The sequence below is a fragment of the Solidesulfovibrio sp. genome, assembly GCF_029978005.1.
GTDB lineage: Bacteria > Desulfobacterota > Desulfovibrionia > Desulfovibrionales > Desulfovibrionaceae > Solidesulfovibrio.
Window position 1 is genome coordinate 12,177 of the sequence record NZ_JARKOZ010000036.1, and the last position, 22,315, is coordinate 34,491.

18 protein-coding genes are annotated in these 22,315 nt (G+C 67.2%); 9 read left to right on the plus strand and 9 right to left on the minus strand.

The genetic code is table 11. The features are described from left to right. Positions 1-97: 97 nt before the first annotated feature. Positions 98-3,484: a PAS domain S-box protein gene (locus Q1K70_RS03675; protein ID WP_300155906.1), complete on the plus strand. Its 3,387-nt coding sequence runs from the start codon at positions 98-100 to the stop codon at positions 3,482-3,484. A 55-nt stretch (positions 3,485-3,539) separates the two neighbouring features. On the opposite strand, the gene Q1K70_RS03680 is transcribed toward Q1K70_RS03675, so the two are convergent. Beyond that, positions 3,540-4,988, minus strand: coding sequence for an inorganic phosphate transporter (locus tag Q1K70_RS03680; protein ID WP_300155909.1), 1,449 nt, complete (start codon positions 4,986-4,988; stop codon positions 3,540-3,542). A gap of 142 nt (positions 4,989-5,130) precedes the next feature. Next, on the minus strand, positions 5,131-5,313 hold the full coding sequence (locus tag Q1K70_RS03685; RefSeq protein ID WP_300155912.1) for a Nif11-like leader peptide family natural product precursor: 183 nt from the start codon (positions 5,311-5,313) through the stop codon (positions 5,131-5,133). 223 nt (positions 5,314-5,536) lie between these two features. Here Q1K70_RS03685 and Q1K70_RS03690 point away from each other — a divergent pair, with 223 nt between their 5' ends. The 6 genes from Q1K70_RS03690 to Q1K70_RS03715 all read left to right on the plus strand — a co-directional run bounded on the left by Q1K70_RS03690 (position 5,537) and on the right by Q1K70_RS03715 (position 14,584). Continuing rightward, entirely contained in the window at positions 5,537-5,818 is a 282-nt protein-coding gene (locus Q1K70_RS03690; RefSeq protein ID WP_300155914.1) for an amphi-Trp domain-containing protein, read from the plus strand. Continuing rightward, entirely contained in the window at positions 5,811-7,442 is a 1,632-nt protein-coding gene (locus tag Q1K70_RS03695) for a PhoU domain-containing protein (protein ID WP_300155917.1), read from the plus strand. Before Q1K70_RS03690 ends, Q1K70_RS03695 begins: the two co-directional genes overlap by 8 nt. A 100-nt stretch (positions 7,443-7,542) precedes the next feature. After that, the gene (locus tag Q1K70_RS03700) at positions 7,543-8,424 is read left to right on the plus strand and encodes a GAK system ATP-grasp enzyme (protein WP_300155920.1); all 882 of its coding nucleotides are present in this window, start codon (positions 7,543-7,545) and stop codon (positions 8,422-8,424) included. After that, positions 8,424-9,509: an HprK-related kinase B gene (locus tag Q1K70_RS03705; protein ID WP_300155922.1), complete on the plus strand. Its 1,086-nt coding sequence runs from the start codon at positions 8,424-8,426 to the stop codon at positions 9,507-9,509. Before Q1K70_RS03700 ends, Q1K70_RS03705 begins: the two co-directional genes overlap by 1 nt. Positions 9,510-9,677: 168 nt before the next feature. After that, a complete protein-coding gene (mgtA, locus tag Q1K70_RS03710) occupies positions 9,678-12,455 on the plus strand; it encodes a magnesium-translocating P-type ATPase (RefSeq protein ID WP_300155925.1) in 2,778 nt (925 codons plus the stop codon). Positions 12,456-12,646: 191 nt separating this feature from the next. Then, positions 12,647-14,584 (plus strand): PocR ligand-binding domain-containing protein, encoded by a 1,938-nt coding sequence (locus tag Q1K70_RS03715; protein ID WP_300155929.1) that lies wholly within the window; start codon positions 12,647-12,649, stop codon positions 14,582-14,584. Between the two features lie 73 nt (positions 14,585-14,657). Here Q1K70_RS03715 and asnS read toward each other — a convergent pair whose 3' ends face one another. Next, positions 14,658-16,043: an asparagine--tRNA ligase gene (gene asnS / locus Q1K70_RS03720; RefSeq protein WP_300155932.1), complete on the minus strand. Its 1,386-nt coding sequence runs from the start codon at positions 16,041-16,043 to the stop codon at positions 14,658-14,660. After that, entirely contained in the window at positions 16,040-16,501 is a 462-nt protein-coding gene (locus tag Q1K70_RS03725) for an L-2-amino-thiazoline-4-carboxylic acid hydrolase (RefSeq protein WP_300155934.1), read from the minus strand. Before Q1K70_RS03725 ends, asnS begins: the two co-directional genes overlap by 4 nt. A 208-nt stretch (positions 16,502-16,709) precedes the next feature. Here Q1K70_RS03725 and ftsY point away from each other — a divergent pair, with 208 nt between their 5' ends. Then, a complete protein-coding gene (gene ftsY / locus Q1K70_RS03730) occupies positions 16,710-18,371 on the plus strand; it encodes a signal recognition particle-docking protein FtsY (RefSeq protein WP_300155937.1) in 1,662 nt (553 codons plus the stop codon). 88 nt (positions 18,372-18,459) lie between these two features. Here the strand turns inward: ftsY and Q1K70_RS03735 are convergent, their stop codons facing one another. From Q1K70_RS03735 to Q1K70_RS03755, 5 genes are all read right to left on the minus strand, one after another. Further along, entirely contained in the window at positions 18,460-18,690 is a 231-nt protein-coding gene (locus Q1K70_RS03735; RefSeq protein ID WP_300155940.1) for a thioredoxin family protein, read from the minus strand. 12 nt (positions 18,691-18,702) lie between these two features. Beyond that, positions 18,703-19,026, minus strand: coding sequence for a carboxymuconolactone decarboxylase family protein (locus tag Q1K70_RS03740; protein WP_300155942.1), 324 nt, complete (start codon positions 19,024-19,026; stop codon positions 18,703-18,705). 11 nt (positions 19,027-19,037) lie between these two features. Next, entirely contained in the window at positions 19,038-20,123 is a 1,086-nt protein-coding gene (locus Q1K70_RS03745) for a permease (protein WP_300155945.1), read from the minus strand. Between the two features lie 184 nt (positions 20,124-20,307). Continuing rightward, complete coding sequence (locus tag Q1K70_RS03750; RefSeq protein ID WP_300155947.1) at positions 20,308-21,429, minus strand: putative sulfate/molybdate transporter; 1,122 nt, start codon at positions 21,427-21,429, stop codon at positions 20,308-20,310. A 192-nt stretch (positions 21,430-21,621) separates the two neighbouring features. Beyond that, positions 21,622-21,963 (minus strand): metalloregulator ArsR/SmtB family transcription factor, encoded by a 342-nt coding sequence (locus tag Q1K70_RS03755; RefSeq protein WP_300155950.1) that lies wholly within the window; start codon positions 21,961-21,963, stop codon positions 21,622-21,624. Positions 21,964-22,039: 76 nt separating this feature from the next. On the opposite strand from Q1K70_RS03755, the gene Q1K70_RS03760 reads away from it, so the two are divergent. Beyond that, complete coding sequence (locus tag Q1K70_RS03760) at positions 22,040-22,300, plus strand: hypothetical protein (protein WP_300155953.1); 261 nt, start codon at positions 22,040-22,042, stop codon at positions 22,298-22,300. The last annotated feature ends 15 nt before the right edge of the window (positions 22,301-22,315 follow it).

The window sequence follows — 22,315 nt, forward strand, 5'->3', positions numbered from 1 at the left end:
AACCACCATGCATGCCGCTTGCCATCATCTGCACAACAATGTTATTGTACAAAAAATCCCTTCTCAATGAGTGCTGTCGGGACACGCGGAGACGATCATGAGACGGCCTCGAATGCAAAGCCTGCAAACGCGCATTCTTCTGCTGGTTCTCCTCGTCCTGACTCCCGCCGTCATGCTTCATGTGACCTCCGCCATGGAAAAGCGCTCCATGGCCCGCGACACCGCCGCCCAAAACCTCCGTATCCTGACGGAACTGACCGCCTTCAACATCGGCGCGATGTTGCAGTATGCCGGCGAAGCCCTTTCCGGAGTGACTTACCTTCCTGAAATCAAGGCCATGCAGCCCGAGGCCGCTCGCGCCGCCCTGCACAAAGCCAAAGAGGTGTTCCCCAGCTTCGCCAACATCACGCTGGTCGACCCGGCGGGAAACATCGTGGCCTCGACGGAACCCGAGGAGGCGTCGGCCGACTACACCGACCGGCCCTGGGTCCGCGACGCCCTGGTCGGGCAGCCCCTCACGCTCGGCGCCTACGCCAAGGGCAAGCGCAGCGGTCTGCCGGGCATGGCCCTGGCCTGCCCGGTGCGCGGCGCTTCCGGCGAGGTCGTCGGCGCATGCGCCATCGCCGTGCGTCCGGCTTGGCTCACGCGCATCATGGCCAACCAGCACATGCCGCCCCGGAGCATGGCCGTTCTTTTCGATGACCGGGGCATGGTGCTGGCCGCCTGGCCGGACGACCTGCAGGCCGTCGGCCGCCCCCTGCCGGACGCCATCGAGGTCCTGGCCGGCCAGGCCGTCTCGCCGCAGGCGAACCTGACCGCCAAGGGCCCGGACGGTACGGACTACTTCTTTTCCATCGCCACGGTGCAGTTCGGCGACCACGAGCCGCTCCACCTGCGCCTGGGCCAACCCAAGCGCATGGTGGACGCCCCCCTGGACGCACTGCTGCGCCAGGACATGCTGCTTTTCGCCATAAGCGCCGCCCTGGCGCTTTTGGCGGCCTATCTTTTCAGCCGGACCATGCTCCTGCTGCCGGCCCGCAAGCTGGCCCGCATGGCCAAGGCCATGGCCGTGGGCGACCTGGACCGCCGCTGCGGCCTGGGCGCCGGGCACGGCGAACTGTCCGAACTGGGCACGGCCCTGGACGCCATGGCCAACGCGCTGTGCGAGCGCATCCGCTTCACCCAGGAAATCATGGACGCCATTCCGGCCCCGCTGTTCTACAAGGACCTGGAAGGCCGCTACGTCGGGGTCAACAAGACCTACGAGGAGCTCATACGCCCTCTGGCCACGGTCAAAGGAAAGACCTCGGCCGAGGTGGATGCGGCGGAGATGGCCGCCCACTGCCGGGTGACCGACCGGGAAGCGCTGACCTCCCCGTTCCATACCGTCCAATTCGAGACGGCCATTGTCTTCCGCGACGGCTCGACGCACGAACTGCTGGTCTTCAAGTCGCTTTACTACAACGCCTCGGGCTCTCCGGCCGGCATCGTCGGCGTATGCCTGGACATCACCACCCGCAATCAGTCCGAGCAGGCCCTGGCCGCCTCGGAAAAGCGCTACCGCTCGCTCGTGACCTCCATGCGCGACGGTTTCGTCGTGGTGGACGACCGGGACCGCCTGGTGGAGACGAATCCGGCCTTTTGCGAGATGACCGGCTACGCCGCCGAAGAGCTCTCCGGCATGACCTACAAGGATATCACGCCCGAGAAATGGCACGCCCCGGAAGAACGGATCCTGCGCGAGTCCGTGGACGTGCTCGGCTTTTCGCCGATCTTCGAGAAGGAGTATCGCCGCAAGGACGGCACGATCCTGTCCGTGGCCATGCGCATGCACCGTTATCCGGGCAGGCCCGGGGACGGCCGCCGCTATTTCGCGGTGGTGCGCGACGTCACCGCGACCAAGGCCATCGAGGCCGACCTGCGCCTGGCCAAGGAGGAGGCGGAAAAGGCCAACCGGGCCAAGAGCGATTTTCTGGCCAAGATGAGCCACGACATCCGCACGCCGCTCAACGCCGTCATCGGCATGACCGACCTGACGCTCGGCACCGAGCTCACCCTCTCCCAGCGCGACGCCCTGGAAACCGCCCGGGAATCCGCCGGTATCCTGCTCGACCTGATAAACGACATCCTCGACATCTCCCGGATCGAGGCCCGCAAGCTGGAAATGGGGCGCGACCCCTACGACCTGCGCCGCACCCTGGCCGGGGTCGTTCGGGCCATACGGCCCCAAGCCGCGCGTAAGGGCCTTTTCCTGCGCCTGGCCATCGCCCCGCAAACGCCCCATCAGGTGGTCGGCGACCAGGTGCGGCTGCGCCAGATCCTGGTCAACCTCATCGGCAACGCCGTCAAGTTCACCGAGAAAGGCGGCGTGACCGTGTCCCTGGGCCTGGCCAAGGCGAATGGGAACGCGGCGTGCCTCGCCTTCGTCGTGGCCGACACCGGGATCGGCATCCCCGGCGACCGGCTCGGCCGCATTTTCGAGATGTTCACCCAGGCCGACGCCACGGTGTCCCGGCGCTACGGCGGCACCGGGCTGGGACTGGCCATCTGTCGGGAATTGGTGCGGCTCATGGGCGGCGACATCACCGCCGAAAGCGCGCCGGGGCGCGGCAGCGTCTTCCGCTTCACCATTCCCCTGACCGAAGGCCCGGCCCTGCCCGGCGAGCGCCCGGCCGCTCCGGAGACGCCCCCCATGCGGCCCGCTGCGCAACTTCGGACGTTGCGCATCCTGCTGGCCGAGGACAACCCGGTCAACGTCAAGGTGGCCGCCGCTTACCTCGGCCGGCGCGGCCATGCCTTCGTCGTGGCCCAAAACGGCCTCGAGGCCCTGGACGTCCTGGCCAGCCGCCCGTTCGACGTCATTCTCATGGACCTGGAAATGCCGGAATGCGATGGCCTGGAAGCCACCAGGAGACTGCGTTCCGGTCAGGCCGGACCCGTCAACCGAAGCTGCCCGGTCATCGCCATGACCGCCCATGCCTTAAGCGGCGTGCGCCAGCAGTGCCTGGAAGCGGGCATGACCGACTATCTTTCCAAGCCCCTGGATTTCCAGGCTCTCGACGCCCTGCTCGGCGACATCGCCGGCGCGGGCGCGCCCTTGCCGGCGGCGGCCGCGTCGGCCGACGAGGTGCCGGGCCTGGATACGGAAAGCGCCCTCAATCGCCTGGGTGGGGACTGGGAACTGCTGGCGGAGCTGGAAACGGATTTTCTGCGGCAGTATCCGCGCAAGCTGCGCCGCATCAAGCTCTGTCTCGACAGCGAGAACTGGGACGAGGCCGCCCTGACCGCCCATTCGCTCAAAAACGTCGCCGGCGCGGTGGGGGCGGAATCGGCCAGGCAGCTCGCCGGCCGGCTGGAGGAAAGCCTGCGCCAGGCGGACAACGATCAGGCCGACCAACTCATGGACCGACTCACGGAAAGCCTGCGCCGGGCCGGAAAGACCATCGGCAGCCGGCCGGCCCCGCCAACGCCTCCCGGCGCATGACGCTCCGGGGCCGCGCCACGCGCCGCCGCCGGCCCTTGGCCGGAACGGACCGCCCTCAGGCCAGGAGCGCGAAGAGGAAAAAGAGCCCCGCCCCCAGGAACATGGCCACCGGCAGGGTGAACGCCCAGGCCATGGCGATGGAGCGCAGGGTGCTCGCCTGGAGCCCGCTTTTGCCCGCGGCCATGGCGCCGGCCACGCCCGAGGACAGCACGTGGGTGGTGGACACGGGCAGGCCCAGCCCGTCGGCCAGGCCGATGGTGGCCATGGCCACCACCTGCGCCGCCGCGCCCTGGGAATAGGACAGCCTGGACTTGCCGATCTTTTCGCCGATGGTCACCACGATGCGCTTCCAGCCGACCATGGTGCCGACGCCAAGGGCCAGGGACACGGCCAGGAGCACCCAGTCCGGGGCGTACTCCGTGGGCCGGCGCAGCGCCTCCCGCCAGCCCTCGATCATCTCCCGCTCCCCGGCGGAGGCGGCCATGCCTTCCATAAGACGCGAGGCGTCGTCCAGGCACAGGATGTCCGTGCGCACGTCCCAGCGGTCCTTTTCCGGCAGAGCGGCGATGGTGTCGGCCTGGGCCAGGCGCACCTGGATGGCCTCGGCCGCGGCCACCGCCCCGCGCACGTCGCAGCGCGGGGCCAGGCCGTCGGCCGGCCGCTCGGCCAATGCGCCGGCGGCGTAGGCCTTCTCGATCTCGAGCCGGTGCGCGTCGAAATAGTCCGTGAACCGGGCCGCCGCCTCCCGCACGGCCAGCACGTCCCGGCTGGGCGTGTCCACGTCCAGGGCGTAGGCCCCGGGCAGGATGCCTATGAGGATGAGCATGATCAGCCCCACGCCCTTCTGGCCGTCGTTGGAGCCATGCGCCAGGCTCACGCCGAGCCCGGAGACGATGAGCGCCAGGCGCATGCTGGCCGGCGGCGGCGCGTCGCCCACCGGCGGGGAATGCAGGGCGGCGTTTTTCAGGTAGCGGCGCAGCAGCAGGAGCAGGCCTCCGGCCAGGACGAAGCCCATGACCGGGGAGATCAAAAGCGACAACCCCACTTCCATGGCCTTGTGCCAGTTGACGCCCGACCCGGCCGGCAGGCCCTCGCGCACGGCGTTGGCCAGCCCGACTCCCAGGATGGCCCCGATGAGGGTGTGGGAGCTCGAGGCCGGCAGCCCCAGGTACCAGGTGCCGAAATTCCACAGGATGGCCGAGACCAAAAGCGAAAAGACCATGGCCAGGCCCAGGTTGGTGTTGACCGATACCAGCAGATCCACGGGCAGCAGGTGCACGATGGAGTAGGCCACGGCGATGCCGCCCAGGTGCACGCCGAGGAAGTTGCACACGCCCGACAGCACCACGGCCGTCCGCGCCCGCAGAGACTTGGTGTAGATGACTGTGGCCACGGCATTGGCCGTGTCGTGAAAGCCGTTGACGAATTCGAAGGAGAGGGCGATTCCGAGGGAAGCCAACAGGAGAAGGAGGGTATGGCCGTCCAGGCCCCAAAGGAAGTCCATGCCGTGCTCCGTGGGGAAGGTCTTGGGATGTCGGCCGGGCAGGTCCGGCCGACGGGTCGTTCGGTTCGCATCGTCTCGCCGGGCGGCGGGAAGCCGCGGCCCGGCCTGGGCGCTTCGGGCCGCGACAGGGCCCGGGCGGGCCTCAGGTCCCTTCCATGAGGTGCACCAGGGCTTGGCGGGCCTTGAGTTCCTCGGCCGTGAAATGGAAGCCCAGGCTCCCGGCGTATTCGATGAGTTCGGACAGGGGCATGCCGCCGACCAGGAGCAGCCTGTCCTTGTTTTCGCGCAGATAGTCGAGGAAACGGTCGATTTCTTCCTGGCCCATGGACGCCTCCTGGCGATGCGGCTTGCCTGCGGATGCAGTGGTACTCCCGCGGGCGTTGTGAAACCGTCAACAAACAGTGGCGATTCGGTGTAGACCCGGGTGAGGCGAAAAATGCGCCGCGCTCAATTTGCGGCCCGGTTTTCATCTTATCTTCATAATTCGGTGCTAGTCACCCACGGCGTGGCCGGAAGCGTTTCCCCGCGACCGGGCATAAGGAGGCAATGTGACGAACAAGCTGTTCAAATATGACGGCCAGCAGGACCGCGCCGCCGTCGCCGAATATCTGGAGGCCGTGCGCGACGGTTTCGCCCGGGGGACGCTGACCCTGCGCCAGGGCGAGCAGACCCTGGAGCTTTCGCCCAAGGGGCTGGTATCCGTGACCATCGAGGGGAAGCAGAAAAGCGAGGACCGCAAGCTCAAGCTGACCTTTCGCTGGAAGGAGCGGGACTGCGCCCTGCCCGACGCCCCCCTGCTCATCGCGCCAGGGGATGCGGACGATGCATGAGATCGTAACGAACTTCCAATTCCTGCTCGTGGAGATCGAGCGCCAGCTCGAAGCGACCATGGCCGTAGTGGAGAAGCGCGACGAACGGGCCATCGCCAAGATCGAGGCCCGAGACGACTACATCGACAATCTCAAAAGCGTCATCGAGAACGCCTGCTTCGCCACCCTGCACGGCGACGAGAAGCTCAGCGCGCCCGAGATGGCCCGGGTGCGGGCGCTCAACATCATCGGCAACAACCTCGAGCGCGTGGGCGACCACCTCGTCAACGTGGTGCGCCAGACCAGGCACTACGACGAGCCGGAGTGCATCAAGCGCTACGATTACAAGCCCTTTTTCGCCGAGGTCAAAAAGGCCCTGGACTGGACGCCCAAGGCCGTGCTCGAGCGCGACATGGCGGCGGCGCTCAAGATCTGCCGCTGCGAGCTGCACCTCGACCGGCTCTACAAGGAGCAGTTCGACCGCATCCGCGACGAGCTGCGCTCGGGCTTCCAGACCGGCGACCTGCTGACCACGCTGTTCATCTTCCGCTACCTGGAGCGCATGGGCGACGCCCTGCTCAACGTGGGCGAGGCGGCCATCTTCGCCATCACCGGCGACAAGTTCAAGATCCACCAGTTCACGGCCCTGAAGGACATCCTGGCCGAAGGCGGCCACGAGCTGCCCCTGACCGAGATCGACTTCGAATCCATCTGGGGCACGCGCTCGGGCTGCCGCATCGGCCGGGTGGCCGACCGCGACGAGAACGGCCAGGCCGGACGCGAAGTCATCTTCAAGGACGGCGACACGGACAAGCTGCGCAAGGAAGCGGCCAACATCGACCGATGGGAGCGGCTCATGCCCGGGCTCGCCCCCAAGGTGCAGGCCTTCCGGGAAGGCAGGAAGTCGAGCTCCATGCTCGTCGAACTGCTGCCCGGCCAGACCATCCAGGACATCGCCGTGGGCGGCGACCTGCCGCTTCTGCGCCGGGCCCTGGCCGCCCAGTGCCGGGTGGCCGGCGAGATCTGGTCCAGGACCCGGTCGGACGGAACGATCCCGGCCGGGGCCTTGCGCCAGCTGCGCTCCCGGCTCGGCGAGGTGCTGACGGTCCACCCGGAATTCAGGAGCGTCAAACGGGCCATCGGCGGCTGCGCCCTGCCCGACCTCGACGGAGCCCTGGCCGAGGCCGAGGCCGTGGAGGCGACGCTGGCCGCGCCGTTTGGCGTGCTGCTCCACGGCGACTACAACAGCAACAACATCCTCTACGACCCGGCCGCGGACCGGCTACACTACATCGACCTGCACCGCTCCGGCGAAGGCGACCTGGCCCAGGACACCTCGGTGTTCATGGTGTCCAACTTCCGCCTGCCGGTCTTCGACGCGGCCAGACGCAGAGTGCTCAACGCCATCATCACCGAGTTCTTCGGCTTCGCCCGGGGCTTCGCCGCCCGAAACGGCGACGCGACCTTCGAGCTGCGTGTGGCTCTGGGCCTGGCCCGCTCGTTTATCACCTCGACGCGCTTCGAACTGTCCGAGCGCTTTTCCCGGCTGATGTTTTCCCGGGGCATGTTCCTGCTCGGCCGCGCGGCCGGGCACAAGGGCGAGGCGGCCGCCTTCCGGCTGCCCCTGGCCAGCGTGTGCTACTAGCTGCACGCCCGCGAAACACGATAAGCGGCAACGGCCGGCGGGGCGAGGCCACCGGGCCTTGGACGACCGGCGCGACGTCATCAAGACCATGGGAGGAATCATGAAGAAGATCGGCGTGGTGGGCATCCCCAAGGGATGGTCCACCCTGCGGCTCCTGGACGCCCTGGAAGCACGGACGGGCTTTCGCCTGTGCATCGACATGGCCGAAGTCCGGCTCGACCTGGACACGGGCAAGCTCTTCTGCCAGGGGACCGACCTCACCGGCCTCGACGCCGTCATCGTCAAGAAGATCGCCCCGTCCTACACGCCCGACGCCCTGGACCGCATGGAGATGCTGCGCTTTCTCCAGGCCAAGGGCGTGCCGGTTTTCTCCAATCCGGACAGCATGCTGCGCCTGATCGACAGACTCAGCGGCACCACCGTGCTGCGCCTGGGCGGCATCCCCATGCCGCCGACCGTGGTCACCGAGGACATCGAGGAGGCGGCGGCCACGGTGGCCGCATACGGCAAGGCCGTGTTCAAGCCCCTTTTTTCCTCCAAGGCCCGGGGCATGACCGTCATCGAGGACACGCCCGATTCCCGCGAGGAGATCGCCGACTACAAGGCGGCCGGCAACCAGGTCATGTACATCCAGAAGATGGTCTCCCACGCCGGGGGACACCTGGACCTCGGCGTGTCGTTTCTGGGCGGCAAGTACCTGGCCACCTACGCTCGCCAGGGCAGCGGCGCATCCTGGGACACCACCACCCGCACCGGCGGCCGCTACGTGCCCCACGAACCGTCAGAGGAGATCATCGCCCTGGCCCACAAGGCTCAGGCCCTGTTCCCGGACATGGCCTTCACCTGCGTCGACGTGGTGGAAACCCCCGAAGGCGCGGCCATCTACGAAGTCTCGGCCTTCGGCGGGTTCCGGGGGCTCCTCGACGCCTGCGGCATCGACGCCGCGGCCGCCTACGCCGACCACGTGCTGGAGAACATCTGATGCCGCATGCTCCCACCATCGCCGGGCTCATGGCCCCTATCCTCGAAACGTCGCCCATCACCCACCGCCTCGACGTCACCTTCGGCGACGTGACGGTGGTAGTCTCCTCCAACTCGAAAGGCCTCATCGAGAAGCTCGCTAATTATTACCGCGACTTCGTCGGCGGCGGCGGGGCGACCGTGGTCCCGGTCACGGCCATCGAGGCCGGGCCGCCGGACTTCGACCTGCCGTTCGCCGTCAAGGAGCGCGAGCCCGGCAAGACCAAGCTCAAGGAGGCCTACCACGACCTGCCCGACGGCCGCGTGGTCAAAAAACTCCTCACGGGCCTGGTCTTTCTCTTCGGCCACGGCGACAACTACGCCGTAGGGCCCTGCATCGACAACGACAACCAGGTCGTCAACTTCATCAACAACCGCTTCATCGAGCTGTGCCTCAAGCGCGGCGCCCTGCTCTTCCACGCCGCCGGCGTGGCCGAAGGGGGCGCGGGCCTGGTCGTCTCCGGCTTTTCCGGGGCCGGCAAATCCACCCTGGCCCTGGAGATCATGCGCCACGGCACGGATTTCGTCAGCAACGACCGGGTGATGGTCTCCCGGGGCGGCGACGGGCTCGTCATGACCGGCGTGGCCAAGATGCCGCGGGTCAACCCCGGCACGGTGCTCCACAACCCGAGCCTGGCCCCGGTCATGAGCGAGGAGGACCGCCGCAGGTTCTCCGCCCTGCCCGCCGCCGAGCTGTGGGACCTGGAGCACAAGTACGACGCCTTCATCGACGAGTGCTTCGGCAAGGGCCGCTTCAAGCTGTCCTGCCCCATGGCCGGGCTCGTGGTGCTGCGCTGGAAGCGCGACGCCTCGCCCATGACGGCCAGCCGCGTGGATCTGCGCCAGCGGCGCGACCTCATGGCCGCCTTCATGAAGGACGTGGGCCTTTTCTACGAATTCGAGGACCCGTCCGAGCCCTCCACGGCCAGCCAGAACGCCTACCTCGACCTGCTCGGCGACCTGCCGGTCCTGGAGATCGACGGCGGCGTGGACTTCCACAAGGCGGCCGAGGCCTGCCTGGACTTCCTGCGCCAAGTCCGGCGCTAGGCTTGGCGCGAGGCGACCTGAAAAAAACGCAATGCTGCGAATCGTAACCGGATCTACGAGCACATGCGCGCGGAAATGACGTAATCGGGACATGGGCGGCGGTCGTCGCGGCGCGGCGGCCGCCGCCGGCTCGCGCCTGCGAAATCCCATCCCCGACCGGAGTCCCCCATGACCGATCCCAAGTCCCCGGCCGCGACCAAGCCGGAAAACGCCCCGGGCGATGCCGGACAGGATGCCCTGCGCCTGGCCCCGGAGGAAGAATTCCTCAAGAACCTCGAACATTTCGTCCAGAAGGCCAACGCTTTCGACGCCCTGGCCCACCAGCGCAAGATCCCGGCCTACGACGTCTACAAGCACCTGGCCGGCCTGTGGGAGCAGGTGGCCGTTTCCGGGCAGTGGCTGAGTGAACCCCAGCCCGAAGTCAAGCCGGCCATGGCCGGCCTGACCTCCCAGGAGGCCAAGGAACGCCTCAGGCAGTACGGCCCCAACCAGGCCACCACGGCCAAGGCCGTGACCCTCCTGGACCGGCTGTGGGATTCGGTGAAAAACCCCCTGGTGCTGCTGCTCTTCGTGCTCGGCGGCATCTCCTACGCCACGGACGACATCCGCTCGGCCGTGGTCATCATCGGCATGGCCGTCATGGGCGTGGTGCTCAAGGTCATCCAGGAGGCCAAGGCCGACACCGCTGCGGCGGAACTCAAAAAGATGGTCCACACCACGGCCACGGTGCTGCGCGACGGCAGCCAGCGCGAGATTCCCCTGGCCCGGGTGGTGCCGGGCGACATCGTGCTGCTGGCCGCCGGCGACATGGTGCCGGCCGACGTGCAGCTCGTGCGGGCCAAGGACCTGCACATCAACCAGGCCATGCTCACGGGCGAAGCCCTGCCCGTGGAAAAGACGACCCGGCCGGCCGGCGAGGCCCCGCGCGAGGGCGAGACTGGCCTTGGCGACCCGGCCATGTGCTTCATGGGCACCAACGTGGTGTCCGGCTCCGCCGCCGCCGTGGTCACGGCCACCGGGGCCAGGACCTATTTCGGCGGCATCGCGGCCAAGCTGTCGGAAAAGCGCGTCGAGACCGACTTCGACAAGGGCATCAAGAGCTTCACCGGGCTCATGCTGCGCTTCATGCTGGTCATGGTGCCCTTCGTTTTCATCGTCAACGGCGCGACCAGTCACGACTGGATGGGCGCGTTCATGTTCGCCCTGGCCGTGGCCGTGGGGCTCACCCCGGAAATGCTGCCCATGGTGGTCACGGTCTGCCTGTCCAAGGGCGCGCTGGCCATGTCCAAGCACAAGGTCATCGTCAAGCGCCTGGACGCCATCCAGAACTTCGGGGCCATCGACGTCCTGTGCACGGACAAGACCGGCACGCTGACCCAGGACAAGATCATCCTGGAGAAATACCTCGACGTCACGGGCGAGGAGGACTGCTCGGTCCTGGAATACGCCTACGTCAACAGCAAGCTCCAGACGGGCCTTCGCAACGCCCTGGACGTGGCCGTCATCACCTCCGGCGACGGGGCCGGCTCGTCCATCGACCCGGACCGCTACGAACTCCTCGACGAGATCCCCTTCGACTTCATGCGCCGGCGTCTGAGCGTCATCGTGCGCGACAAAAAGACGGACAAGGCCATCCTCATCTGCAAGGGCGCGGCCGAGGAAGTCTTCTCCCAAAGCCGCGACTGCCTCCACGACGGCGTAATCTCCCCCCTGGACGAGATCCACCGCGAGACCATGCAGGAGGTGGTGCACGACCTCAACGACGACGGCTTCCGCGTGGTGGCCCTGGCCTTCAAGGAAGTGGACGGGGCGCGCCACGACTTCGCCGTGGCCGACGAGCGCGACCTGACGCTGATGGGCTACCTGGCCTTCCTCGACCCGCCCAAGGACACCGCCGCCGACGCCCTGGCCACCATGATCGCCCACGGCATCCAGCCCAAGATCGTCACCGGCGACAACGCCGTCATCACGGCGAAAATCTGCCGCGAGGTCCGCTTCGACGCCGGCGACCACATCATCACCGGCGACCAGGTGGCGGCCATGTCCGAGGCGGAGCTCGGCGAGGCCGTGGGCGTGTGCCATGTCTTCGCCAAGCTCGACCCCATGCAGAAGGAGCAGATCGTCGCGGCCCTGCGCCGCAAGGGCCACGTGGTCGGCTTCATGGGCGACGGCATCAACGACGCGCCGGCCCTTCGCGCCGCCGACGTCGGCATCTCCGTGGACTCGGCCGTGGACGTGGCCAAGGAATCGGCGGACATCATCCTGCTCGAAAAGAGCCTGCACGTGCTGGAACACGGCGTGCTGGAAGGCCGCAAGATCTTCTTCAACATCACCAAGTACATCCGCATGGGGGCCAGCTCCAACTTCGGCAACATGTTCAGCGTGCTCGGGGCCAGCGCCTTCCTGCCCTTCCTGCCCATGCTGCCCATCCAGATCCTGGTCAACAACCTCATGTACGACTTCTCCCAGACGGCCATCCCCACGGACAATGTGGACGCCGACATCCTGAGCAAGCCGCGGCGCTGGCGCATCGACGACATCCGCCGCTACATCCTCTACCTCGGCCCGGTGAGCTCCATCTTCGACTACGTGACCTTCTTCATCATGATCCACTTCTTCGGGGCCTGGAACAACGCCGCCCTGTTCCAGACCGGCTGGTTCATCGAGTCGCTGCTGTCCCAGACCATCATCGTGCACGTCATCCGCACGGACAACATCCCCTTCCTGCAGAGCTGGTCCAGCCTGCCGCTCGGCATGACGACCATCCTCATCTGCATCTTCGGCGTCTGGTTGCCGTTTTCGCCCCTGGCCGGAACCTTCGGACTGGTCGTGCCGCCGGCCGGCTACTGGGGCCTCATGGCGCTGGTGATCTTCTGCTACATGTGCCTGGCCCAGGTGGTGAAGTCCTGGGTGGTGCGCCGCATCCAGGCGACCACCCCTGCCTAGTCGCCGATCCTTCCGCGGCCTCCTTCGACGACGCACGGCCGGCTTCTTCCTCCGGGAAGAGCCGGCCGTTTCCATTCGGTCGGGCGATCCGTCCTGCCGGAAGCTCCACTACGGAAATAGTTCTTGGAAATGAAGCCGTTTTGGGAGTAGAGAGCTGGAAAGGCAGGCGGACATCCAGGCGAGGGGGGGACATGAGCAGCCGCAAGGAGAAGGGACCCAAACCCCGGTCCAGCCCCGAAACGGAAGGCGGACCTCCAGCCGCGGATGCCCCTGTCTCCTCCGCGGGTACGCCCAGGTTCGAGGACATCTTTTCCCTGGAAGACCTCCAGGGCATCCAGGACGCCTTCGCCGAGGCGGCGAACGTGGCCTCCCTCATCACCGACCCATCGGGTCGGCCGGTCACGCGCCCGAGCAACTTCACCGCGTTTTGCCGCGACATCGTCAGGGGCACGGAAAAAGGCCGCGCCGCCTGCCGCCGTTCCGACGCCGTGCTGGGACGGACCACGGACCAGGGACCGACCATCGCCACGTGCCTGAGCGCCGGACTCCTCGACGGCGCGACCTGCATCTTCTTCGACGGACGCCACATCGCCACCTGGCTCGTCGGTCAGGTGATCGACGAATCCGTGGACATGGAGCGCGTCCTGGCCTTTTGCCGCGACATCGGAGCCGACGAGGCGATCTGCCTTGAGGCGATCTCCCGTGTGCCGCGCATGTCCCGGGAGCGCTTCGGCAAGATCTGCCAGGCCCTGGACCGGTTCGCCAAATTGCTGTCCTCCATGGCCCTGACCAACCATCGCCAGTCCGGACTCATCGGGGAGTTGCGCCGGGTCCAGGACCGGGTCAAGGCCAGGGATCGCAGGCTGGCCGACATGATCGACTTCCTGCCCGATCCCACCATGGTGGTGGACGCCAACGGCGCGGTGATCTTCTGGAACCGGGCCATGGAGAAGCTCACGGGCGTGGGGGCCGAGGACATGCTCGGCAAGGGGGACTTCGCCTACGCCGTGCCCTTTTACGGCTTCGCCACGCCGCTGCTGGTGGATTACGCCCGGGGAGCCGTGGACGCCCCCGACCCTCGCTATACCGTGGCCGAGCGCAACGGGGACGCGGTCATCGCCGAGGTCACGGTGGCCGCCCTGCCCGGGGGGCCCCGCCATGTCTGGGCCAAGGCCGTGGCCCTGCGGGACGTGGCCGGCCGCGTCGTGGGCGGCATCGAGGCCATCCGCGACATCACGGACCGCCGCCGGGCCGAGGAGGCCCTGGCCGACCACCGGCAGCGCCTGGAGGCCGAGGTGGAGGAACGCACCCGCGACCTGCGCCTGCAGGCCATGGAGCTGGCCGAGGCCAACATACGCCTGAGCGAACTGGACCGGATGAAATCCGTGTTCCTGTCCACGGTGTCCCACGAGCTGCGCACCCCCCTGACCTCGATCCTGGGATTCGCCAAGCTTATCGGCCGGGACTTTTCCGAGCAGTTCCTGCCCCTTGCCGGAAGCGACCCGGCTCTGGCCGCCAAGGGACGCCGTATCGCCGACAACCTGGCCGTGGTCTTCGGCGAGGCCGAGCGCCTGACGCGGCTCATCAACGACGTGCTGGACTTAAGCCGCATCGAGTCGGGCAACATGGTCTGGCGCGACGTGCGCTTTTCTCCGGGGGCCATGGCGGCCAAGGCGGCCAAGAGCATCGAGGGGCTGCTCACCCAGCGGCCGGAGATCGCCTTCCGCGCGCGCATCGACGACGATGTGCCGGACGTGGTCATGGACCCGGACCAGTTCATGCAGGTCGTCTCCAACCTGCTGCAAAACGCCGTGAAATTCACCCAGGCCGGATCGGTGCGCCTGGAGGTCTGCCGCGACGGCGAAGCGGTGCGCGTCGCCGTGGCCGACACCGGCGTCGGCATCCCCATGGACGAGTTGGAATCGATCTTCGACAAATTCCACCAGGTGGGGCGCGGCGACACCATCCAGGGCGCGGCCAAGGGCACGGGCCTGGGACTGGCCATCTGCCGCCAGATCGTGCGCCGCTACGGCGGGCGCATCTGGGCCGAATCGTCGCTCGGGGGCGGCAGCGTCTTCACGGTGCGCCTGCCGGCGGCGGGTGAACGCGACGTGACCGCGCCGGACTAAAAAACGCGTCCCCGGAACCCGCTGCCGCGGACCCCGGGGACGAACGCCCGCGGAATCGTTCTCTCATATCCGTCTAGAACTCCAGATGACGCCAGGTGCGGGCAAAGGGCATGACGTCGCGGATGTTGCCGATGCCCGTGACGAGCATGAGCAGCCGCTCGAAGCCGAGGCCGAAGCCGGCATGGGGCACGGTGCCGAAACGGCGCGTCTCCAGGTACCACCAGTAGGCCTCGAGCGGCAGGCGCAGTTCGCGGATGCGCGCCTCGAGCACGTCCAGGCGTTCCTCGCGGGCGCTCCCTCCCACCACCTCGCCGATGCCCGGCACCAGCACGTCCATGGCCCCCACCGTCTCGCCGTCGTCGTTTTGGCGCATGTAGAAGGCCTTGATGGCGCGCGGGTAGTCGTAGACGATGACCGGGCGGCGGAAGTGCTCCTCGGCGAGGTAGCGTTCGTGCTCGCTTTGCAGGTCGAGCCCCGGGCCCACCGGATAGGCGAAGTCCTTTTTCGCGGCGGCCAGGATGGACACGGCCTCCCGGTAAGGCAGGCGCACGAAGGGCTCGGCCAGAAACGTGGACAAGGTCTCGGTCAGGGTCGGGTCCACGTATTTGGCGAAAAGCCCGAAATCCTCGGCGCAGTCCACCATGGCCGTGCGCACGAGGGACTTGAGCAGGTCCTCGGCCAGGTCCATGTTGTCCTCGAGGTCGGCGAAGGCCATCTCGGGCTCCACCATCCAGAATTCGGCGGCGTGGCGCGAGGTGTCGGAATGTTCGGCCCGGAAGGTGGGGCCGAAGGTGTAGACCTTGCCGAGCGCCAGGGCCAGCGGCTCGGCCGTCAGCTGGCCGGAGACGGTCAGGAAGGCGTCCTTGCCGAAGAAGTCCTTCTCGGCCCGGGCGGCCGCCGGCAGCGCCGCCTCGGCGTCGGTCAGGGCCGTGACCCGGAACATCTCGCCCGCGCCCTCGCAGTCCGAGCCCGTGATGATGGGCGTGTGCACCCAGGCGAAGCCGTTCGCGGCGAAATAGGCGTGGATGGCCTGGGACAGGGCCGAGCGCAGGCGCAGCATGGCCCCGTACTTGTTGGTGCGCGGCCGCAGGTGGGCGATGGTGCGCAAGAACTCGTCGGAATGCCGCTTTTTTTGCAGCGGGTAGGTCTCGGGGTCGGCCTGACCGAGGAGCGCGAGTTCCTTGGCCCGGACCTCGAAGCGCTGGCCCTTGCCCGGCGAGGCCACGAGTTCGCCGGCCACGGCCACGGACGCGCCCGTGCCGAGTTCCTTCAGCAGCTCGCCGCCAGGCGTGCCTTCCTCCACGATGACCTGCAGGTTGGTCAGGCAGGAGCCGTCGTTTATTTCCAGGAAAGAAAAACCCTTGGCGTCGCGGCGGGTGCGGACCCAGCCCATGACGCGGATGTCCCCCGCGCCCTCGCCCGCCAGGGCCGCCTTGACGGTGGTTCGCCGTATGCTCATGCTTCGTTCCAGGTAAAGGTGAAGGGGCAGCAACTGGCCCCGGAAGCGATGGTCTCGGGACGGGATAACTTCAATTTTTCGCTGTAGCCGGCCACGAACGCGCCGTCGCGCAGGCAGGAAATCCGTGTGGCCAGCTCCTCGGGCAGGCCCATCTCGCGGTAGGCCTCGGCGTAACGGCAGCGGGTCACGTCGAAGGAAAACGTATTGCCGTCGCGGCGCACGTTTTCGATGACGAGCGCCCCGCCGGCCTGCCAGGTCCCGGCCACGGCGGCGAAATGCTCGAGCCCAGGCCCGTGGGGCGCGCTGGCGGCGAAGGCCTTGCCGGCCGCGAGGGCCGCGCCGCGCACCACATCCTCGATGACGGCCAGGGCGTCCTCGCGGCCCAGGCGCGCCGCGAGGACGGCGTAGGTCTGGGCCAGCACGGCCGCTTCGATGCGGCGTTGTTCCAGAAGCGTCACGTTTGTCCTCCAAGGCTTTGCAAAACGGCCGCGCCCGGCGCGGCCCCCTCCTTGTGCCACAACAAACCCGGCGACCACAACACGGGAACGGCCCCGGGCACGACCGGCTTGGCGGTTGCGCCGCGAGGCCGGGCCGGCTATGGTGTTTCGCCGCGCCGCTCGGCGCGCCGTACCCGAAATCCCCTGCCGCAGACGAGGTCACGCCCCCATGGGTTTTTTTTCCAAGCTGAAGAAATTCTGGAAAGCCGAAGACGCCCCTTCCGAAACTGCCGCCGCGCCTGAACGGGAAGACGAAGCCCCGGAGCAAGGGGTCGAGGCCGCTCCCGTCCCGGCGGACGAGGCGACGCCGGCCGCTTCTTCCCCCGAGATTCCGGCCGCCACTCCCGCGCCGGAGCAACCGGGCCAGGAGCAGCCCTCCCCGACGGCCATGGCCGAGGTGGCCGCGCCCCATCCCACGCCCGCCGCGGCGCCCGCTCCGGAAGACCAGACTGAACCGCCCGTCGCAACAGCTCCGAAAACGGCCGCCGCGCCCGAACCCGTTCACCAGGCCGTCGCCGCGCCCGTCGCCAGGGAACCCGAACCCGCCCCCGTGGCGACGCCCGAACCCGAGGTCGCCGCCTCCCCCTCCCCTGCCGTCGCGCCGGCCCCCGCTCCCGAGGCCGGGCAGGCCCCCTGGCGCAACGCGCTCATTCTGGAGCTGCGTCAGGCCGAACCCAAACTTTCGGTCTGGCTCGACATCCTGCTCGCGGACGTGACCACCGCCGGGCCGGACCTGTGGGACCGGCTGCGCTTCCTGTTCGCCAGCCTGGAGGCCCCGGCCGGCGAGGCCGACGCCTTCGTGGCGAAGTTCGCGGACTGGATCGCGGTCATGGAATACGACGAGGTGGAGCTGTTCCGCTCGGAACTGCAATACCGCCTGGCCCTGGCGCTGGACCTGGAGGACGAGGAGGACGAGCGCAACCGGCTTTTCCTCAAGCTCTCCGAGGGCCTGGCCAAGACCAAGGAACAGATCGTCAAGCGCATCGACGGGCTGCTCGGCAGCCACAAGGTCATCGACGAGGCCTTCTGGGAGGAGCTGGAGGAAATCCTGCTCATGGCCGACGTGGGCTTCGAGCCGGCGGCCAAGCTCATGGAGGGCCTGCGCGAGCGGGTGCGCAAGGGCGGCGTCACCGACCCGGCGGCCTTCAAGGACATCCTGCGCGAGGAGCTGGCCGAAATCTTCCGGACCGGCAAGACCATCAAGGCCATCAATCCGCCGGAAGTGGTCATGATGATCGGCGTCAACGGCGTGGGCAAGACCACCACCATCGCCAAGCTGGCCTACCGCGACATCATGCGCGGCAAAAAGGTGCTCATCGCCGCCGGCGACACCTTCCGGGCGGCGGCCATCGAACAGCTGCAGATCTGGGCCAGGCGCGTGGGCGCGGATTTCTACAGCAAGGGCGAGGGGGCGGACCCGGCGGCCGTGGCCTTCGAGGCCATGGACAAGGTGCTGGCCGGCGGCTACGACGTGCTCTACCTGGACACCGCCGGGCGGCTGCACACCAAGGCCAACCTCATGGAAGAGCTGAAAAAAATTCGCCGGGTCGTGAGCAAGAAGCACCCCGGCGCGCCGCACCGCTCGGTGCTCGTCCTCGACGCCACCACCGGCCAGAATGCCCTGTCCCAGACCAAGCTTTTCAACGAAGCGGCGGGCGTGGACGAGATCATCCTGACCAAGCTCGACGGCACGGCCAAGGGCGGCGTGGTGGTCGGGATCGCGCTGTCGTTCGGCGTGCCCATCACCTACGTGGGACTGGGTGAGAAGATGGAAGATTTGCGGCCCTTCGTGGGCCAGGATTTCGCCCAGGCGCTGCTGGGCGTCGGATAAGAATAAAGATGCCTCCGGCGGCCAGGGCTCTGCCCTGGACCCGCCGGGGGGCATGATGCCCCCCGGTCCCCCTCGATGGGTGGAGATATCAGGCGATCCAGGCGGCGAGGTCTTTTTTTGACGGCACGCTGCCGGCGGACTTGATCACACCGTCCACCAGCAGGGCCGGCGTGGTGAACACTCCCAGCTTCACGATGGCTTGCAGGTCCGAAACCTTTTCCACCTCGGCCGCCAGGCCCTTCTCGGCCACCACTTCCTTCACCAGTTTTTCCAGTTCGTTGCACTTGGCGCAGCCCGTGCCGCAGACCTGAATCAGCATGTCGGCCTCCCGTTATTTCTTGCAGCCGCAATCGACCTTGCCGGCGATGATGTCGCCGACGTCGCCGAGGACGTCGTGGGTCCAGCAGTCGTCCGCCCCGGCCGCCTCGCGCATGACCAGGGCCAGGATGTAGGCCAGCTCCTGCAGGCTCGCCCCGGCGTCGAGCGCCCCCTTGAAATGCTTGAGCACGCAGGGTTTCGACCGCGCCTTGATGGACACGGCGAAGCAGATGAACTGGTAGGTCTTCTCGTCGATGAGCCGTTTCTCGGCGTACAGCGCGTCCATGGCGTCGAGCTGGGACGCGAACTCGGGAAAAAGCTGGGCAAGAAAGCGCATGCGAGCCTCCATTACAAGAGAAGGTTGAACACGTACCCCACAAGCAGGATGCCGCAACCGACGATGCCGGCAAAAGCCAGCAACAAAGGCACCTTGAGCACTTTGCGCAAAATCACCATCTCGGGCAACGACAGGGCGATGACCGCCATCATGAAGGCCAGCACGGTGCCAAGCGCCGCGCCCTTGGCCAGAAGCGCCTCGACCACGGGCACGATGCCGGCGGCGTTGGAATACATGGGTATGCCGATGGCCACGGCCAGGGGCACGGACCACCAGCTCCCCGAGCCCATGACCTGGGCCATGAAGCCCTGGGGCACGTAGCCGTGGATGCCCGCGCCCACGGCGATGCCGAGCAGCACCCACTTCCAGGTGCGCCCGAGGATCTCCCGCACGGCGGCCAGGCCGTAGTCGACGCGGTCCCGCGCCGTCATGGGGGCGTCCGCCTCCCCGCCCTGGGCGTCGCGCACGGCCAGCACCCAGTCCTCGACCCAGCGCTCCAGACGCAGCCGCCCAAGCACCCAGCCGGAAACCACGGCGACGGCGAGGCCCATGACCATGTACAGCGCCGCCACCTTCCAGCCGAGCAGCCCGTAGAGCAACACCACGGCGATCTCGTTGACCATGGGCGCGGAAACGAGAAACGAGAAGGTGACGCCAAGGGGCACGCCGGCCGCCACGAAGCCGATGAAAAGCGGCACGGCCGAGCACGAGCAAAAGGGCGTGACGATGCCGAGCAGCGCGGCCAGAACGTTGCCGGCGCTCTCCCGCCGCCCGGCCAGCAGGCGGCGGGTGCGCTCGGGCGTGAAGAACGAACGGACGATGCCCACGCCGAAGACGACGAGCGTCAACAACATGAGCACCTTGGGCGCGTCGTAGAGGAAGAACTCCACGGCGTCGGCCAGGCGTGACCCGGCCGCCAGGCCGAAAAGGTCGTAGGTCAGGAATTTCGAGAACGGCAACAGCCGGCCGTACACCACGAACCAGGCGACAAGCCCCGCCAGCAACAGACCGATGCGGCCCGGCCCGAGCCCCTTGCCCGCGATGGCTACCCGGCCGCAGGCGCAACCTTCTCCCTTGACGTCGGAAATGTTTTCCATCGTTTCCCCTCGATTCCGGCACGCTCGGAATTTCTTGTTTGGTCAAAAAGCCAAATATGCTTTTTCCCGATGCCTGGCAAGGCATTCCAAAGCTCCACCGGCGCGGAATGTGAACGCCATAAAAAACCGGGAGACGGCTTTCGCGCGTCTCCCGGCAAGGGGAATCGGGAAGGTTCGGGCGGCGCTAGATCTTGATCCAGCCCCGGCGCAGGGCGTTGTCCAGGATGACGCCGACCAGGAAGGCCACGCCCATGTGCCACATGGCGAAGCCGGCCACCACCACCATGACGTAGAACTCGGACTTCTTGGTGCCGATGTCGCGCACGGTCACGGCGAGTTCGGCCCCGGCCAGGAAGAGGATGACGCCGAGCACCGCCGGCGGAAACATCTTGAAGATCACGGCCACGGACTGGCTGAAGAAAAGCGCGATGACGATGACGATGCTGCCGAGGATGACCAGCGAACCGCCGGTGCGCGCCCCGAAGCGCACGTGGCCGGCCATGCCGCCCGCGCCGTGGCACATGGGCACGCCGCCGAACATCGGGGCAACGAGGTTCATGATGCCCTGGCTTATGCACATGGTCTTTTCCGTCACGGGCCGGTCCGGGAAAAGATCGTTGTTCTCGGCGGCGATGGCCACCACGGCGTTGCCAAGTGTCAGCGGTATCTGCGGCAGGGTGAAAAGAAGCGTGCCGGTGACGATGTCGTCCCACTTGATCTGGTGCAGCCCGAACTCCGGCAGCCGGAAGCCGACGCTGACCTGGGCCAGTTCGCCGAGCAATTCCGGGTTGCCGATCAGCGCCGCCACGACGCCGATGAGCAGCAGCACGAACATGGCGGGAATTTTCGGGTTGGACAGCAGCAGGAAGGTGGTGGTCAGGCAGATGGCGGCCAGGGTCGGCGAGGCCACCATGCGGTGGATGCCTTCCACCACGAAGGACATGCCCAGGCCGAGCATGATGCCGCGCACCACCGGCTTGGTGGCCAGGGCGGCCACGTACTTGATGGTGCCGGTCAGCCCGATGAGGAGCCAGAACAGGCCGGTGGTCAGGCCCGAGGCGAAAAGCGCGGCGGGCGTTATGCCGCCGGCCACGGCCGCCGCGCCGATGGCCTTCATGGGCTGTATGGGGATGGGCGTCTTGTAGTAGAGCCCGGCGGCGATCTTGGAGATGCCGAACATGAAGAGCAGCCCCAGGGGATCGACGCCCAGAATGGTGATGTAGGCCACGACGAAGGGGATGAGCGTGCCGATGTCGCCGAACGCGCCGGCCCACTCCATGGCGTCGTAGCGGTTCTTCGTCTTCACGGACGTCTCCGGCCTCGCCTCGGAAGCCGGGGCTGTTGCCCCTTGCGTCGCGTCTTGCATGGGTCGCCTGCCTTGTTGTCCGGTTTCCCCCGCCGCCGGGGCGGAGGTATGCCGCCGCGGCCGGTTCCTGGGGCCATTCGTTCACACGGAATTTATAAAATCCGTGTGAGCAAGGCAAGCGGAAAAATCCGCCTAGGACTTGACGCTTTTTCGCAAGTCTTCGAGATACATGAATTGTTCCTCAAGTTGCTGGTCGAAGAACCGTCGCACGCAGGACAAAAAACCCGTGACGCACTGCATGCGCAGGGAATAGTAGATGTTCGTGCCGCGCCGGTCGTCCTGGACGATGCCGGCTTCCTTGAGGACGCTCAGGTGCTTGGAGATCGTGGAGATGTCCGAGCCGACCAGCTCGCGCAGCTCGCACACGCATTTCTCGCCGGCCCCCAGGGCCTCGACCATGAGCAGCCGGCTGGGGTGGCCCAGGGCCTTGAACACCTTGGCCCGCCGGGCAAGGTCCATGGGATGGGGTTGCATGGGACTCCTTGTGGCCCTTTGCGCATTGACCATGCGCATGAGAGGCCTTGTGCCGATCAATCAGAGAGGATTCACCATGCCATCACAAGTGGCACGTGTAAACGTCGCCCTGCCCGCCGGCTTGGTGGCCGAGCTGGCCGACGCCGTCGGCCCGCGCGGCAAAAGCGTTTTCATCGCCGAAGCCGTACGCGATTGTCTGGAACGACGTGAAAAGCGCTCTTTGAATGCGGAATTGCAAGGGGGATATGCCGCACGCCGAGATGAGGGCGCTCAACTTACGCAGGTGTTCGAAGCCGTCGACCTGAAAGGATGGGGAGACCACAATGCGCCGTGGTGAAATTGGGGTCGCCTG